The sequence below is a fragment of the Acetobacter sp. DmW_043 genome (assembly GCF_002153485.1).
GTDB lineage: Bacteria > Pseudomonadota > Alphaproteobacteria > Acetobacterales > Acetobacteraceae > Acetobacter > Acetobacter thailandicus.
In genome coordinates, this window is record NZ_JOMN01000004.1 from 1 (window position 1) to 16,087 (window position 16,087).

Consider the following 16,087-nt stretch of genomic DNA (forward strand, 5'->3'; position numbering starts at 1 on the left):
CCCCAAAAGACCCCGCCGATTCGCTCAGGCGCACATCGCGATGGCCTGTGGCACTGGGTCAGCCAGGGGCTGCCTGACATTATGGGGTCTGACCATGCACCACACTCCATTGAAGCAAAGAGCAAAGAATACCCCGCCACCCCTTCAGGCATGCCTGGTGTGCAGACCTTCCTGCCGCTTATGCTTAACCATGTTGCACAGGGTCGCCTCACACTGCGCCGCCTTGTCGACATGACATCAGCCGGGCCGCAGCGCCTGTTTGGCCTTGTACGCAAAGGACGGATTGCTGTTGGCTATGATGCTGACTTCACTGTTGTTGACCTCAAGGCTACCTGGACAATTGAAGACAAATGGCTTGCCTCAAAATGCGGCTGGTCACCTTTTACCGGCATGAGCATTACCGGCCGGCCAACCGGCACCATCATTCGGGGGCATCAGGTCATGTGGGAAGGCACTCTGGCCGACAAAGCCACTGGTCAGCCCTTTATCTTTGATGCGACTGACCGCAACTAACCCAGCCTGACTATGACTGACATATCAACAATGACTTCTCCTCTCAGCCTTGGGATCGACTTTGGTACAACAAACAGTGTTGTCGTGCTCTCACACCCTGACGGCACGACGGAAACACTCCGTTTTACCTTCCCTGACCGTGATACACCTTCAGACACCTGCCGCACGCTACTCTGTTTCTGGCAGGAGGAAGAAGGTTCACGCATCATTCAGCACGAAGCCATAGGCGAAGCCGCTATTGATGCCTGGCTGGAAGACCCGGCTGAAACCCGTATGATTATGTCAGTCAAGTCATACCTCGCGCAAAAATCATTCCGCGAAACACAGGTTTTCAGCAAGCGCCTGACACTTGAAACCCTGATTGCCCGTTTCCTTGCCAGCCTGATGAGAGCTGTAAAGCTCGACCCGGCTCAGGTGAGTGTAACTGTCGGACGGCCCGTAACCTTTGCCGGTGACATGCCTGATGATGCTCTGGGCGAGAAACGTCTGCGCGACAGTTTTAAAGCTGCCGGCTTTTCGCATGTCTCCCTGGCCTGGGAGCCAGAAGCCGCAGGCTGGCGCTTTGCCCAGCGCCTCACACAACCCGCCACTATTCTGGTTGGCGACTTTGGCGGCGGCACCAGTGACTTCTCAGTGCTGCATTTTGACCCCGACCGCCCGGATCGTACCCGCCCCCTGGGTCATTCAGGCACAGGTATTGCCGGGGATCAGTTTGATAACCGCATTATCAGCAATGTCGTTGCCCCTCTGCTGGGGCGTGACTGTACCTATCGGGTGATGGGAGGGGAACCTCTGCCTGTACCCATCGAGTGGTATAATGCCCTTGGCCACTGGCACCGTCTGGCCCTGATGCGCACCCCTCGCACCATGCGTGACATGGAAGATGTCTGCCGCACTGTGTCAGAGCCAGATAAGCTACAGGCGTTTATTGACCTGGTTGAAGACCAGCAGGGACAATCGCTCTACCGCGCCGTAAGTGCCGTTAAAACAGCCCTGTCGCATGCAGACAGTGCCGAACTGGTGTTCAGGCATGGTAAGCTTAACATCAGGCACACCGTCACACGCTCTGATTTTGAACGCTGGATTACCCCAGACCTGGAACGATTTAATGCCACAATAGAACGTGCACTCAACAATGCCGGGCTCAATGCAGCAGAAATCGACAGGGTCTTTCTGACGGGTGGCACCTCTTTCGTGCCAGCGGTTCGTCAGCTCTTTATTGACCGCTTTGGGGCAGACCGTGTCGATACCGGTGGTGAATTCGTATCTGTGGCTGAGGGACTGGCCCTTATCAACCGACAGAACCGCGTTATGGAAAATCAGTGCGCCTGAACAGGTGCTGATCAACCAGCATGCGCAGCGGAGCAAACTGTTTTTTTGAAAAATGTTCGCTTCGCACGTGCTGACCATCAGGGCTTTCGACAAACACTGTGTCATTCCAGTCTGCGGCGCTAATTCCGGTCCATAATGTCAGGTCCAGAACCTCTTTGCCCTTATCGTCAAAAAGGGTGACGCGTGAATCACCTGATGAGGGAGGCGTCGTGCTTAGCGGCCCCCACCCCCCCTTATGCTGCGTAAACCATGTATTCAGCATGCTTACCTCTGCATCTGTCAGCATACGTTTATGGCGCATCGGGCCAACTTCTATGCTGCCACTGGCCACCTGTGGAAAAACCACAGGTTTCAGATCAGGTAACGCATATGTCCAGATCAGGATGGGGGTTCCGATCACCAGCACAAAAAAGCCAAGCAGAGCGGCAGCTTTTTTTGACATCTCTTCTCTTTCTTATCCACGCACAGCGGCAATAACCCGGGCGACTTCAGCGTCTGTCAGGTCAGGGTGAACAGGCAGGGCGAGAATACGTGTTGCCAGGTCATCTGACACAGGCAGGGCCTCCCCGTCATGATGGTTCTGATAAGCAGGCTGACGATGCAGTGGCAGAGGGTAGTAAATAGCAGACGGTACCCCTTTCGCACTCAGGCGGGCCTGCATGGCCTCACGCTCGGCCTGATTTTTCAGCAACACAGCATAAACAGCCCAGGCGCTTGCACTATCTGCCACGCGCACCGGCACCTGCACATGCTCTTTCAGCCCTGCATCATAAGCTCGTGCAACATGCTCACGACGGGCAAGGTCTTCTTTGAAAAAATCCAGTTTCGCCAGCAGAACTGCCGCCTGAATCGTATCAAGCCGGCCATTCATACCTGTACGCATCACCTGATAACGTGTTTTACCCTCACCATGTGTGCGCAGCGAGCGATAAAGCTCAGCACGCTCAGGGTCATCTGTCAGAATGGCGCCGCCATCCCCATAACCACCGAGTGGTTTAGAAGGGAAGAAAGACAGAGTGGTTGCAACAGCCTCTCGTCCCAGAGGGCGGCCATTAAGTGCGGCACCGAACGCCTGCGCACAGTCGGAAAGAAGAAAGAGACCTTCCTCCTCAGCAATGGAACGTAACTCAGCCCAGGGAGCAGGCTGACCAAACAGGTCAACACCCACAATAGCACGGGGTGTCAGCCTGCCTGCCTGCCGCACAGCTTTGATACGGGCCCGCAAATGCACCGGGTCGATCTGAAAGGTATCGGGGTCAACATCGACAAACACAGGCGTTGCCCCGAGTACCAGAGGAACTTCAGCCGTTGCCGTGTAAGTAAAGGCCGGGAGGAACACCGCATCACCCCGGCCGATATTTTCAGCCATCATCACAATCTGCAACGCATCTGTGCCTGAAGAGACACCGACACACTCAGCCGCACCGCACCATTCTGCCAGGCGCTGTTCGAGCTCTGCCACTTCAGGCCCCATCACGAAGCGACAATGCTCAAAAACAGCGTCCACCCGCTGCTTTAAGACAGGACCAAGCCGCTTCTGCTGTGCTGCCAGATCAAGAAACGCTACTGGTTTTTCTGCTGCGCTCATTCTTATACCACCTGTTCTGTGTGATCAGACTGTGAAGGATACAACTCCGGAATTTTATCATTTTCTGCGCCCTGGGCAGAATGAACCTGACCATCAGGATTATGCCTGAATTCAGGAACCAGCAATGTCAGCACACGCAGGGCTGCCTGTACGTCACCCTGACGTGCCAGAGATGTGATCTGATCGACCGCGCGGGAAACCTCAGCCAGATCAACTACACGCGGGGTTGCCATAAGCAGGCCGGGGTTATCAGTTGGCACCGGAGCCTCGCGCCCGTGAAAAAGTTCTTCATATAATTTTTCGCCTGGACGCAGACCCGTAAATTTTATGGCAATATCATCATCAGGGCGCAGTCCGGCCAGACGAATCATCTGCCGGGCCAGATCAACAATTTTGACCGGCTCACCCATATCAAGCACAAAAATACCACCATCACGCAGCAGAGCATCTGTGTCTGAGCTGCCGCGCTGACTGCGCACGCCTCTGACACTGGCCTGAAGCACCAGTCCTACCGCCTCAGGCACTGTCATAAAATAACGACACATATTGGGGTGCGTTACGGTCAGCGGGCCGCCACGCTCAAGCTGGCGACGAAACAGAGGCACAACAGAACCTGTCGACCCCAGAACATTGCCAAAACGTACGGTGACACATCGCATCATAGAACGGTCGGTCTCAGCCCTGGCCTGAATATCAAGTGCCTGGCAGTACATTTCAGCCGCACGCTTTGCTGCCCCCATCAGGCTGGAAGGGTTAACTGCCTTGTCAGTAGAAATAACCACCATGGCCTGTGCACCGTGGCGGGCGGCACTATCGGCAACAACGCGGGTACCATGCACATTGGTCAGCAAACCCTCAGCCGGGTTAGCCTCAACAATAGGCACATGCTTCAGTGCTGCGGCATGAAACACCAGAGCAGGCTGGTGCTGCGCCATAACGCGCTCCATACGCTCTTCATCACGCACATCGGCAACAACAATGCTGCGCGGCACATGCGGCGCGAGCTCAACAAGCTCAACCTCAATCTGCCAGAGCTCAAACTCACCGTGATCGAGCAAGACCAGGTGCTTCGGCTCAAGGCAGGCAATCTGCCGCACCAGTTCAGACCCAATACTGCCCCCTGCCCCTGTGACCAGAACCGTCTGCCCTGTAATCAGCTGCTCCATCCCTTCACGATCAAGCGGGATCTGCGGGCGGTTAAGCAAATCTTCCAGCGGAATGGGGCGAAGTTCCACCCGCTCAGCCGGTGTAAGGGCAGTCAGAGCCGGAATACGCATCACAGCGATATTATATGCAGCCGCTGTGTTAAGCAGGTGAGATAAACCTGCCCCCCTGAAAGAAGGCTCCGTCACCACCAGGGTCTCTGGCAGGTTACCGACCCGGGCCAGACGCTCAAGAATGGTCTGTACCTCATCCACATGACCGAGAATCGGAATATTATGTAAACGTCTGCCCGCCTGGTTCGTGCCCAGGGCGATCAGACCAGCCACTTTCACCCCTTCTTCAGGGTTACGCTCCATGGCCCGCAAAAAAAGATCGGCTCCGGCATCGACGCCAACCAGCACAACACAGCGCTGTGCAGCCCGAAACTGCCGCAGCCTGTGCGCCAGGCGGTAGGCGACGCGCAGCCCACCCAGAAGAACAAGCAAAACCAGAGCATAAATAATTGGGAAAGTGAAACTGGGCAGAGGGTAATGCATGACATACAGCCCCAGCGAGAATAACGCTGAGCTGGCCACCGATGCCCCGGCAATACCCATCAGGTCTGACACACCGGAAAAACGCCAGTACTGCTGTGGCATACGAAATGGCAGGCCACTGACCACCAGAGTAACAGCCCCGCCAGCCAGAAACCACAAAGGGTGCAGCAGACCATCCTGCGGAGCCGCAAGCCAGCGGGCTATAGGCGCAGCAAGGGCGGCCAGCATTCCATCAAGCAAAATGTTGACCAGAATTCTGTTAAGTGGTCGTAATCGGAGATTACGATGCAAAGGCTCTGAACATTGCGGTACCATCACTCTGATCCTATAGCCTAGCAGCACCCATCCTAGAAGCGGTACAACCCTGCGATTTAAGCCCCATGTTACTATCTGATCCCACTCTGGCTGTTTTCTGTCTTTTTTGCGCTGCTTTTTTTGCAGCTGGTCTTGTACGCGTCATGATTAACCTGGCCGTTCTTGATCATCCAGGCGACCGAAGCTCTCACGAAACCCCTACTCCCAAGGGTGGCGGCGTAGGGGTTATGGCCTCTTTTTTCCTCTTTTTTCCGTTAGTGCAGGATATTACAGGACATAGCGTGCTCCGCACAGATGTCTTTCTGACGGCACTGGCAACTCTTTTCCTGGCCGCTATCTCGTGGTTTGATGATATGTATCAGTGGCCGGCCTCCATTAAGCTGGCAGCACAATGTATCGCTTCCGCTCTGGTCATTGCCGGCGGGACGGCCGTGGCATGGCCTGGTCACATATCAGGCATCATCCTCTCCGTCATATGGCTGCTGTTTATTACCAACGCCGTCAATTTTATGGATGGTCTGAATGGGCTGATTTCAGGCTCGCTGATTGCTGGTAATTTTTTTGTTGCTGCCGTTGCAACTTATTACGGCTTTCCTGATCTGATGTGGTCTGCCCTGATGATGGCAGCATGCCTGCTGGGCTTTTTGCCTTTTAACTACCCTAAAGCCAAAATTTTTCTCGGTGACATTGGCAGCCAGAGCTGTGGCCTGCTGGCGGGCACATCAGCCCTTTATATGACACGTCATACTCCGCTGCCTTCAGGCTGGCTTCTGGGGCCATCATTACTGTTTCCACTTATTTTTGATGTAACTTTTACTCTGATTCGTCGCACACTGGCCAGGCAGTCTTTAATGCAGGCTCATCGCGGTCACCTTTATCAGGTGCTGCACCGTAGCGGTATGAATGCGGCGCTGATTACTGTGTGCGAATGCCTTTTTGTTGTGTGGGGCGGTGTTGTTGCTGTTTATGTCGCACACCAGCCACCAGTCAGCGGTGTATGCATAGCCCTGCCCCTGTTGCTGCTGCCACAAATGGGCTGGCTGGCTCTGGCTGTTATACGCACAAAAAAACACCCTGTAGGAAGGTGGTAAGAAACATTTATACTTTTTTACAGGGCACCAGACAGAGCTGTAAAAAACCTTAACGGAATTCTTACGCGCACTCTCTTTACGTAATGTATCGCCAGGGCAACACCAGCCGCCACTGGCTAAAACCATAAAAAAACAGCGCCTGCCAGATGGCGAAGCGCTGTCTCTTGCTGCGGGTTAACCGCAATACTCTTCAGATATCAGGCTGCTGCAACGCGCAGACGGCGGCGCACAGGCTGCACCTTCCGGCTCACGTCCTGAGCAACGCTTTCAATGCTTTTGCCAGCTGTTACATCCATAATCGCACAAATCTCTTTAAGATATGCTGCACCTTTAGGTGTGCGCTGCACCAGCACAGAACGACGATCAAGCGGATCAACCTTACGACGTGCCAGGTCAAACTCACCCAGACGGTCAAGAGCACGGGTAATCGCAGGTTTTGATACGTTCAGACTTGAAGCCAGACCACGCACCGTATGTCCGCTCTCATCAAGATAACAGGTCAGAAACACACCCAGCTGACGTGCTGACAGATCAGGGCCTTCACCCTTTACCAGCGCAACCACGGTGTCACGCAGCATTTTAACCAGATCCTGAGCCTGATTCTTATTATTAGCCATGGCCGTTTATCCTTCCTGTTTTAATGCCGATGAGAGTTTTGCAGCAGGCCATCGGCTCCCTGTGACCGGTTCCGGTCGTTATGTCACGATCTTATATAGGAATCGAAACGAATTATAAAAGGACATCAATGCATAACAGGTCTGTAATTTTCACATTTTTTTTATGATTCCGTTTTTTTTTGTAATATTCAGAAGGACATCGCACGCGGCAAAAACTGCTCTGATCGCAGGAGAATCGCCACCTTCAGGCCTGCCAGGCCGGGCGCTGTCATTCCAGGCATATGTATCGATATGCACCCATTTCTGGTCTGGTGTCACAAAACGTTCAAGAAACAACGCGGCTGTAACAGCCCCGGCATGCGGTTTATAGGTAATGTTACTCAGGTCAGCGACTGAGCTGTTTATCCAGCCGGCATACCCATGCCACAATGGCAAACGCCACAGCGGGTCAGCCTGCTGCTGCCCGGCCTCAAGCAAAGCCTGCGCTGCTTTATCGCTGTTCGTAAACAGAGCTGGCAGGTCTGGTCCCAGAGCGACACGGGCTGCACCGGTCAGCGTGGCCATATTCAGCAAAAGCTCAGGCTGATGCTCTCCAGCTTCCGTCAGCAGATCAGCCAGTACGAGTCGTCCCTCAGCGTCGGTATTGCCAATTTCCACCGTCAGGCCTGCACGGCTTTTCACCACATCAAGCGGACGCATAGCGCGGCCTGAAACACCGTTTTCAACACACCCCAGACGCACTTCAAGGCGTATGGGCAGATCCTGCGTCATAATAAGGCGGGCGAGCGCAAGTACTGACGCTGCTCCCCCCATATCCTTCTTCATGCGCAACATACCTGAAGAGGGTTTCAGGTCATACCCGCCCGAATCAAAGCAAACCCCTTTGCCCACGAGGGATAGTAAAGGCGATTTTTTAGAGGCACCACTTCCCTGCCAGCGTGCAACAGCAACGCGGGGGCGTCGCTCTGACCCCTCACCCACATGTGCAACGAGCGGATAGTTTTTACGAAGCTCTTTACCTTTAATAACGTCAACCTCTGCCCCCAGTGAGGTCAGAACGTCATACGCTGCCTGAGCCAGCTGCTTTGGCCCTAACAGGTTAGCCGGCATGTTAATAAGGTCACGGGCCAGCCAGACAGAGCGCGCCGTCTCAACAGCCTGCCCTTTACTTTCTTCTTTCGTAACAACAAGCCGGGTTTTCTGTCCGGGTTTATCCTTTGCTTTAAGAGCATAGCGGTAGGCTCCGAGACAGAAGCCAAGAAGAACATCATCGCGCTCAATATCGTCCGGCATTTTTGCCTGCCAGTCACCTGATGGCAGGTCACGTGCCAGCTGGCCGAACTGATAAGGATGCCGCTGCCCCGCAGGCTCAAGCCCTATAAAACAGACAGGCACACCGTTTTTGCCCTGTACATTCAGGAACTGACCAGGCTTGCCGGAAAAATCGCATGCGTGCGCAAAAGCAATACCTTCCTTGCTCAGTACTTCACTGAGAACTGCATCTTCACCGGCGCGTACGCCATAGACAAACCGTTCCTCTGATGCAGAGTCTGCTGTCACGACAAGGCATTCGGCAGCCCGAACATGCAGCTTTTGTTTTTTCTCTGCCATAAAAATGCGCTCCTCTGTGCGTTCTGATACAGAGCCGGATGCAGCAAGCCTTGCTTTTCTTCTCCGGCCGGATGACCATGGAAGCACAATGAATACCCAACGTCACCTGTCTGTTCGCCCCCGCCCCGCCCAGCCAGACATGCAGGCCCCTGTCAGAGCGATTCTTGGCCCCACCAACACGGGCAAAACGCATCTGGCACTAGAGCGTATGCTGGCACACCCCTCTGGCATTATGGGCTTTCCACTTCGTCTGCTCGCGCGTGAAAATTACGAGCGCATGGTTAAGCTTAAAGGTGTGCGCCATGTCGCCCTGATTACAGGGGAGGAGAAGATTATTCCGCCCGGCGCGCGCTGGTTCTCCTGCACGACTGAAGCCATGCCACTCGACAGGCCTGTCAGTTTTATTGCGATTGATGAAATTCAGCTCTGCGCTGACCCTGAGCGTGGGCATATTTTCACTGACAGGTTACTAAACGCCCGCGGACAGGAGGAAACCCTCTTTCTCGGGGCTGAGACCATTGCGCCTCTGCTACGCAGTCTTGTACGCCACATTGAGATTGAAACGCGGCCACGCCTGTCAAACCTGAGCTGCACCGGCTTTACCCGCCTCAGCCGCCTGCCACCACGTACGGCAATTGTCGCCTTCTCGGCGGGAGATGTGTACGCCATAGCCGAGATGATCCGCCGCCGCCGGGGCGGATGTGCCATTGTTATGGGGCAGCTCTCACCCCGTACACGCAATGCACAGGTCGCCCTGTATCAAAATCGCGAAGTTGATTATCTGGTTGCGACAGATGCCATAGGCATGGGCCTGAACATGGATATTCACCATGTCGCCTTTGCAGGGTTATCAAAATTTGACGGCTCAGGCCGCCGCTTTCTGAGTGCACCTGAAATTGCACAGATTGCCGGCCGTGCCGGCCGTGGCACTCTTGATGGCACCTTTGGCACCACAGGCGATTGTCCGCCTTTGTCAGAAAACATAACAGAAGCTGTTGAAACGCATCAGTTTGAGCCGCTGCATCATCTTTACTGGCGCAACAGTTCGCTCGATTACAGCTCTCCTGACGCCCTGCACGCCAGCCTGTGCCGCAAAACACCGGCAGCAGGGTTGTGGAGCGCACCCCCCGCCTCTGACCTGCTCACACTCATCGCCCTGATGCGTGATACGACTATACAAAATTTATGCCAGGCTCCCGGGCACGTACAACTGCTGTGGGATGTTTGCCAGATTCCTGATTTTCGTAAACTGGGCGAAGACAGTCATATTCGCCAGTGTGCACAGATTTTTGTCACACTGCGCCGTAAAGGCCGTCTGCCTTCTGACTGGCTGGAAACACGCCTGGTTAACCTTGAACGCACCGAGGGCGACATTGAAGACCTGATGCACCGCCTGATGGGAATTCGTTTATGGGCCTACGTTGCCAACCATATCGACTGGGTTGAAAAGCCCGAACACTGGCGCGCCCGCACCCGCACTGTTGAAGACGCACTCTCTGACCTGTTGCACGAACGCCTGGCCGCACGCTTTGTCGATAAACGGGCCACGAACCTGGCACGCAGGCTTGAAGAGGCCGACAGTGCCCCTCTGCTTTCAGCTATTACCAGAACAGGCGAAGTCAGCGTTGAAGGCCACCCTCTTGGCAGGATGCACGGCTTCCACTTTGTACCGGATGCTGACGTTTCTGCTCCCGACCAGAAACTGCTGCTGCGTGCCGCACGCCGCGCAGTAAGAAGCGAAATACCTCGCCGGGTCGCACAGTTTCTCCAGACTGAAGATGAAGCCCTGACTCTTGACCTCTCTACCGGTGCCTTATTGTGGCAGGGTGATCATATCGCCTCTCTTCAGGCCGGAGAGACACTGTTCAGACCTAGTATCTGTGTCACTGGCTCTGATTTTTTAGAAACAGCACACCGGGAACGAATTCGCGTACGCCTGAATGAGTTTGTAACAAAGCGCATTATCACAATACTGAACCCGCTCTTTCGGGCTGTTAAAGCTGTTGCTGATGTGCCTGTTCTGCGCGGCATAATGCATGAGCTGCTTGAACAGGGGGGCATTATGCCTCTGCCTGCCGCTGAGTATCTGACACATAAAAATGCCGCCACACTCAAAAAATACGGGATCATATCAGGGAGCAGTACACTCTACAGCACAGCGGCCATGCGCCCTCAGGCCATGCGCCTGCGTGCCCTGCTACTCGCTGTTCAGACAAACCAGCAGCTACCTCCGCTGCCACATGCTGGTGCTGTTTCGTTTAAACATAGCGCACTGCCCTCTGAGACCAGCGCTGCAACGCTCTTATTACTCAGCAAAATCGGGTGGGTCAGAAGCGGACCATTATGGATCCGACTCGATATTGCTGAAGAAACCCGTAAAAGACTGCACACGCTGACCAGAAGCGGTGCCAAACCTATACCGGCTGATATTGCCAGCCGGCTCGGCAGTTCCCGGTCCGCTCTTCCCTCAGTCTTAAAAGGGTTGTCTTTGCGCCTTAAGATGCCTGAAATACTCTCTGAAAATCAGATTGGCCCTCAGGCTCCTGTTCTTTTGTACTCTCAAAAACCAGCAGCCGCGAAGCGCTTCCCCTCGCCGCGCAAACGCAAAAGAGTGCAGAACATACCACCTGCATCAGGCCCGTTTGCAGCCCTTGCCGTACTGCAATCACGCTCATAAGGCTTTCAGCACCTGACAGGAAAAAAAGAATACATTTTGTAAACCGCTTGCCATGAACGACAAACCGCATCATATCATGCGCCATACTTTGTGGTGCGACTGCCTGTAGTCGTGCCTTGTTTGCCCCCCGGCCAGATATCACGTCAGGCCCCCAGATAATTTCGGAGAAAGCAATGACCTACGTGGTCACTGAAAACTGCATCCGCTGCAAATTCATGGACTGTGTAGAAGTCTGCCCTGTTGACTGCTTCTATGCTGGCGAAAACTTCCTGGTTATTAACCCCGACGAGTGCATTGACTGCGGCGTGTGCGAACCGGAATGCCCGGCTGAGGCTATCTTCCCTGACAGTGACGATCGCGCAACTGCATGGGCAGAGCTGAACGCTTCTTACGCAGAAAAATGGCCCAACATTACCCGTAAGGGCACACCACCTGCTGATGCAGAAGAATGGAAAGACAAGCCCGGTAAGACCGATATGCTTTCTCCCGAGCCACATAAAGCCTGAGGGTTACCGCTTTTATCCTGCGGTTCGGAATGCGCTCTTCCTGTTTCAGGCGAGCGCATTTTTTTTAGGCATATGATTACATGAGCCTGAAGCCGGGCATAAAAAAACCCCGGGGCATTACCCCCGGGGTTTTTTATTGTTCAGGCCGGCATCATACCAGCCTGAAACTATGTCTTATCGGGACATCATCTGCACAGCAGCATTATTCATAACGAACAATGTACCGATGATTACGATGCTGACAAAGCCAATCGTAAACACGAAGCAGATATTGTTCCAGCGATGCTCTGAATGACCACCCATATGCAGGAAGTAGTGCAGATGCACCACAACCTGGATGATAGCCAGAAGAGACAGCGTCAGGATTGTCGCTGAAGGAGACAGGCTGTGCGTTACAACGATAGCAAACGACAGGACTGTCAGGATAACGGCGAGAACAAACCCGATAATGTATGAAGATACACTACCGTGGCTCTCACCGGAGGAGGTTGTGTTATGTTCACTCATCAGATCATGCTCGCCAGATATACGTAGGTGAAAACACAGATCCAGACGATGTCCAGAAAGTGCCAGAACAGGCTCAGGCAGGTGAGCTTGCTCATCATACGTTCCGGGATCGTCTTCGTGCCTGCAAGCTGAACCATAAGGGTCAGAATCCAGAGCAGACCAAAGCTCACGTGCAGACCGTGTGTTGATACCAGCGTAAAGAACGCTGACAGGAACGCACTGCGGTCAGGACCTGCGCCTTCGTGAATCAGACCAATAAACTCTTTCACTTCGAGGCCAACAAAGCCCAGCCCCAGCAGGAACGTAATGCCCAGCCAGACAATAACCTTGTTAATCTCATTTTTATGGGCAGCAATCATGCCAAACCCATAAGTGATAGAGGAAATCAGCAGTAATGCTGTCTCGAGGGCAAGGCCCCCGATTTCGAAAAGCTGGTGGCCATTAGGGCCACCGTTAAACTGGTTACGCAGAACTGCAAAGGTCGCAAAAAGCGTACCAAAGATAATGCAGTCCGTCATGAGGTAGACCCAGAACCCGAACACTACCGGAGACTCGTGGTGGTGCTCGTCGTGGCCTGCGGTCTGAATAGTTGTATCGTGTGCCATTATTCAGCTGCCTGTGCCATCAGTTGACGGGAATACTCTTGCTCAGTGCGGGCAACTTCTTCAGCCGGAATGTAGTAGTCGATGTCTTTATCAGCACTACGAATAATAACCGTAGCGATGATGCCAACAAGACCAATAACAGCAAGCCACCAGATATACCAGATCGCAGCAAAACCCAGAACAAAAGCAAATATACCAGCTGACAAACCAGCGGCAGTATTTCTGGGCATGTGAATAGGTGCATACTGCACACCTTCACCAGCACCACGTGTATTAATGCCGTGCTCTTTATCATGCATGTATGCATCAAGCTCATGCACGTGAGGAACGATAGCAAAGTTATATACAGGAGGAGGAGAAGAAGTAGACCACTCCAGAGTGCGACCATTCCACAGATCACCGGTAAGATCACGGTTTTCAGGAAGGTTGCGATCACGGATAGAAACGTAGAGCTGTGTCAGCTGACAGACAATGCCAAGCAGAACCAGAACCGCACCGAACATAGCAACCAGAATCCATGGGTACCAGTTAGGATTGTCATAATGGTTCAGACGACGGGTCATGCCCATGAAGCCAACAACATAGAGTGGTGTGAAAGCAAAGAAGAAACCAAAGAACCAGAACCAGAAGGCAGCAATGCCCCATGATTCATTGAGCTTGAAGCCCATAACTTTGGGGAACCAGAAGTTCATGCCACAGATGTAACCGAAGTAAACACCACCGATAATCACGTTATGGAAGTGAGCAATCAGGAACAGAGAGTTGTGGAGAACAAAGTCAGCGCCAGGAATAGCCAGCATAACGCCGGTCATACCACCAATGGTGAAAACCACCATGAAGCCAACAGCCCAGTACATGCAGGCGTGGAACTGAACGCGCCCTTTGTACATGGTGAACATCCAGTTAAACAGCTTCACACCCGTCGGGATGGAGATAACCATTGTAGCAATACCAAAGAAGGCATTGACATCAGGACCTGCACCCATGGTGAAGAAGTGGTGAACCCAGACGAGGAAAGACAGAATCATGATCGAGCAGGTTGCATAGACCATGGTGGCATAGCCAAACAGAGGCTTGCCTGAAAACGCAGGAACAACTTCTGAGAACACGCCAAAAGCTGGCAGAATCAGAATGTAAACTTCAGGATGCCCCCATGCCCAGATCAGGTTGAGGTAAAGCATCTGATTACCGCCACCGTCATTGGTGAAGAAGTGCATACCCAGATAACGGTCAAGACCCAGAAGTGCCAGAGCAACTGTCAGGACAGGGAACGAAACCATGATCAGAATAGAAGAACAAAAAGCAGTCCAGGTGAAAACAGGCAGTCTCATCCAGCTCATGCCAGGAGCACGCATTTTCACGATGGTCACAAAGAAGTTCACACCGGTCAGCAGCGTACCGACACCAGCTATCTGCAATGCCAGAATATAGTAATCGACACCGACACCAGGACTAAACTGCTTTTCTGACAGAGGCGGATAAGCCAGCCAGCCACACTGTGAGAACTCACCGATAAACAGAGAAACGTTTACCAGAATGAACCCGACAGCTGTCATCCAGAAGCTAAGGTTGTTCAGGAACGGGAATGCAACGTCACGTGCACCAATCTGCAGAGGCACGATGAAGTTAAACAGACCTGTCATGAACGCCATAGCCAGGAAGAAGATCATAATCGTGCCATGAGCACTAAAGATCTGGTCATAATGTTCAGGCGGCAGATAACCAGGGCTGCCGTTAAATGCCAGGGCCTGCTGGCTACGCATCATAATCGCGTCAGCAAAACCACGGAAAAGAGCAACCAGAGCCAGAACGATATACATTACCGCCAGGCGCTTATGATCGACAGAGGTAAACCACTCTTTCCAGAGGTAACCCCATTTACCAAAATATGTAATCAGCCCCAGGACAGCAAGGCCGACAACGGCAACGCCCGCAAATGTACCGACAAGAATCGGTACATGAATGGGGATAGCCGATAGAGATAATTTCCCTAACATTAATCCTGTTCCTTCATATTCATGCCGGACATTGCAGACTCCATACGACCGTCAGGAGCAACTTTTTTATGCATGACCATACCGTTGTTATATTTACCGACAATTGAGTCGAACATGTCAGGCTCAACGTGAGCATAAAATGCATAAGGATTCTTTACGCTCGGCTTCAGAAGCTGTTCGTAAGTCTCTTTATTCAGCTGATCGGAGGAAGCTTTAACTTTCTCTACCCAGTCTCTGTACTCTTCAGCATTCATAGCAAGAGCTACGAACTTCATGTCAGAGAAACCTTCGCCGCTAAAGTTAGCTGAAAGGCCCTGATACTGACCTGGCTCGCTGGCCATCAGATGAAGCTGCGTCTGCATTCCGGCCATGGCATAAATCATTGAGCCAAGACGTGGAATAAAGAAAGAGTTCATAACGGAATCAGAAGTGATAACGAAATGGACTGGTGTATTAACCGGCATAGCAAGCTGGTTAACTGTCGCAATACCCTCTTCCGGATAAATAAACAGCCACTTCCAGTCGAGAGCGACCACCTCAACCTCAACAGGCTTTGTCGTCGCCTGAGCTTCTAACGGCCTGTAAGGGTCGAGAGAATGACAGGTCTTATAGGTAATCGTGGCAAGAAAGATGATGATGAGAACCGGGATACCCCAGATCACAACTTCAATCTTGTTCGAGTGACACCACTTAGGCAGATATTCTGCACTGGTGTTTGACTGGCGATAATGCCAGGCAAACAGCACCGACAACAGGATAGTCGGGACAACCACAATCAGCATTGCAATTGATGAGGTCACAATAAGAGATTTAATTTCCTCACCAACCGGCCCTTTCGGGTCGAAAACACCTGCATCACACCCGGCAAGCAGCAACGCTGACGATAAGCCACCCAATCGTGCCATCCTCGCCAGTAACTTGTTTTTCATCGCACGCCTCTTGGTTCTGACATAAAATTAACCTCAACTTCAAGCACTTCGCGTAGCCATACAGACTACAGCAACACGAAGAGCACGCTCATGCTCTTC

Annotated in this window: 14 protein-coding genes; 5 read left to right on the top strand and 9 right to left on the bottom strand. The window is 52.9% G+C overall.

Annotation, left to right across the window (positions count from 1 at the left end; genetic code table 11):
- A partial coding sequence (locus HK11_RS01035; protein ID WP_143216336.1) for an amidohydrolase family protein occupies positions 1-513 on the top strand: 513 nt, incomplete at its 5' end.
- Positions 514-525: 12 nt separating this feature from the next.
- Positions 526-1,845, top strand: a complete 1,320-nt coding sequence (locus tag HK11_RS01040; RefSeq protein ID WP_086553495.1) for an Hsp70 family protein — start codon at positions 526-528, stop codon at positions 1,843-1,845.
- On the opposite strand, the gene HK11_RS01045 is transcribed toward HK11_RS01040, so the two are convergent.
- The 3 genes from HK11_RS01045 to HK11_RS01055 are packed head-to-tail and all read right to left on the bottom strand — an operon-like array spanning position 1,823 to position 5,448.
- Complete coding sequence (locus HK11_RS01045; RefSeq protein WP_086553496.1) at positions 1,823-2,287, bottom strand: hypothetical protein; 465 nt, start codon at positions 2,285-2,287, stop codon at positions 1,823-1,825. The genes HK11_RS01040 and HK11_RS01045 overlap by 23 nt on opposite strands.
- Positions 2,288-2,299: 12 nt before the next feature.
- A complete protein-coding gene (locus HK11_RS01050; RefSeq protein ID WP_086553497.1) occupies positions 2,300-3,433 on the bottom strand; it encodes a DegT/DnrJ/EryC1/StrS aminotransferase family protein in 1,134 nt (377 codons plus the stop codon).
- Positions 3,434-3,435: 2 nt separating this feature from the next.
- Positions 3,436-5,448, bottom strand: a complete 2,013-nt coding sequence (locus HK11_RS01055) for a nucleoside-diphosphate sugar epimerase/dehydratase (protein WP_086553498.1) — start codon at positions 5,446-5,448, stop codon at positions 3,436-3,438.
- 65 nt (positions 5,449-5,513) lie between these two features.
- Here HK11_RS01055 and HK11_RS01060 point away from each other — a divergent pair, with 65 nt between their 5' ends.
- Positions 5,514-6,539, top strand: a complete 1,026-nt coding sequence (locus tag HK11_RS01060; protein WP_086553499.1) for a glycosyltransferase family 4 protein — start codon at positions 5,514-5,516, stop codon at positions 6,537-6,539.
- A 197-nt stretch (positions 6,540-6,736) separates the two neighbouring features.
- Here the strand turns inward: HK11_RS01060 and HK11_RS01065 are convergent, their stop codons facing one another.
- Positions 6,737-7,156, bottom strand: a complete 420-nt coding sequence (locus HK11_RS01065) for a MarR family transcriptional regulator (protein WP_086553500.1) — start codon at positions 7,154-7,156, stop codon at positions 6,737-6,739.
- Between the two features lie 150 nt (positions 7,157-7,306).
- Positions 7,307-8,767 carry a M17 family metallopeptidase gene (locus tag HK11_RS01070; RefSeq protein WP_086553501.1) on the bottom strand — a complete coding sequence of 487 codons (1,461 nt, stop codon included), beginning with the start codon at positions 8,765-8,767 and terminating at the stop codon, positions 7,307-7,309.
- 139 nt (positions 8,768-8,906) lie between these two features.
- On the opposite strand from HK11_RS01070, the gene HK11_RS01075 reads away from it, so the two are divergent.
- Both HK11_RS01075 and fdxA read left to right on the top strand, forming a co-directional pair.
- Entirely contained in the window at positions 8,907-11,444 is a 2,538-nt protein-coding gene (locus tag HK11_RS01075; protein ID WP_086553572.1) for a helicase-related protein, read from the top strand.
- 173 nt (positions 11,445-11,617) lie between these two features.
- Complete coding sequence (gene fdxA / locus HK11_RS01080; RefSeq protein WP_086553502.1) at positions 11,618-11,950, top strand: ferredoxin FdxA; 333 nt, start codon at positions 11,618-11,620, stop codon at positions 11,948-11,950.
- Between the two features lie 174 nt (positions 11,951-12,124).
- On the opposite strand, the gene cyoD is transcribed toward fdxA, so the two are convergent.
- The 4 genes from cyoD to cyoA are packed head-to-tail and all read right to left on the bottom strand — an operon-like array spanning position 12,125 to position 15,988.
- Positions 12,125-12,457: a cytochrome o ubiquinol oxidase subunit IV gene (cyoD, locus tag HK11_RS01085; protein WP_086553503.1), complete on the bottom strand. Its 333-nt coding sequence runs from the start codon at positions 12,455-12,457 to the stop codon at positions 12,125-12,127.
- Complete coding sequence (cyoC, locus tag HK11_RS01090; protein WP_086553504.1) at positions 12,457-13,062, bottom strand: cytochrome o ubiquinol oxidase subunit III; 606 nt, start codon at positions 13,060-13,062, stop codon at positions 12,457-12,459. The genes cyoD and cyoC overlap by 1 nt, the downstream gene beginning before the upstream one ends.
- Positions 13,062-15,059 (bottom strand): cytochrome o ubiquinol oxidase subunit I, encoded by a 1,998-nt coding sequence (gene cyoB / locus HK11_RS01095; protein WP_086553505.1) that lies wholly within the window; start codon positions 15,057-15,059, stop codon positions 13,062-13,064. Before cyoB ends, cyoC begins: the two co-directional genes overlap by 1 nt.
- On the bottom strand, positions 15,059-15,988 hold the full coding sequence (gene cyoA / locus HK11_RS01100) for a ubiquinol oxidase subunit II (RefSeq protein WP_086553506.1): 930 nt from the start codon (positions 15,986-15,988) through the stop codon (positions 15,059-15,061). Before cyoA ends, cyoB begins: the two co-directional genes overlap by 1 nt.
- Positions 15,989-16,087 lie beyond the last annotated feature (99 nt).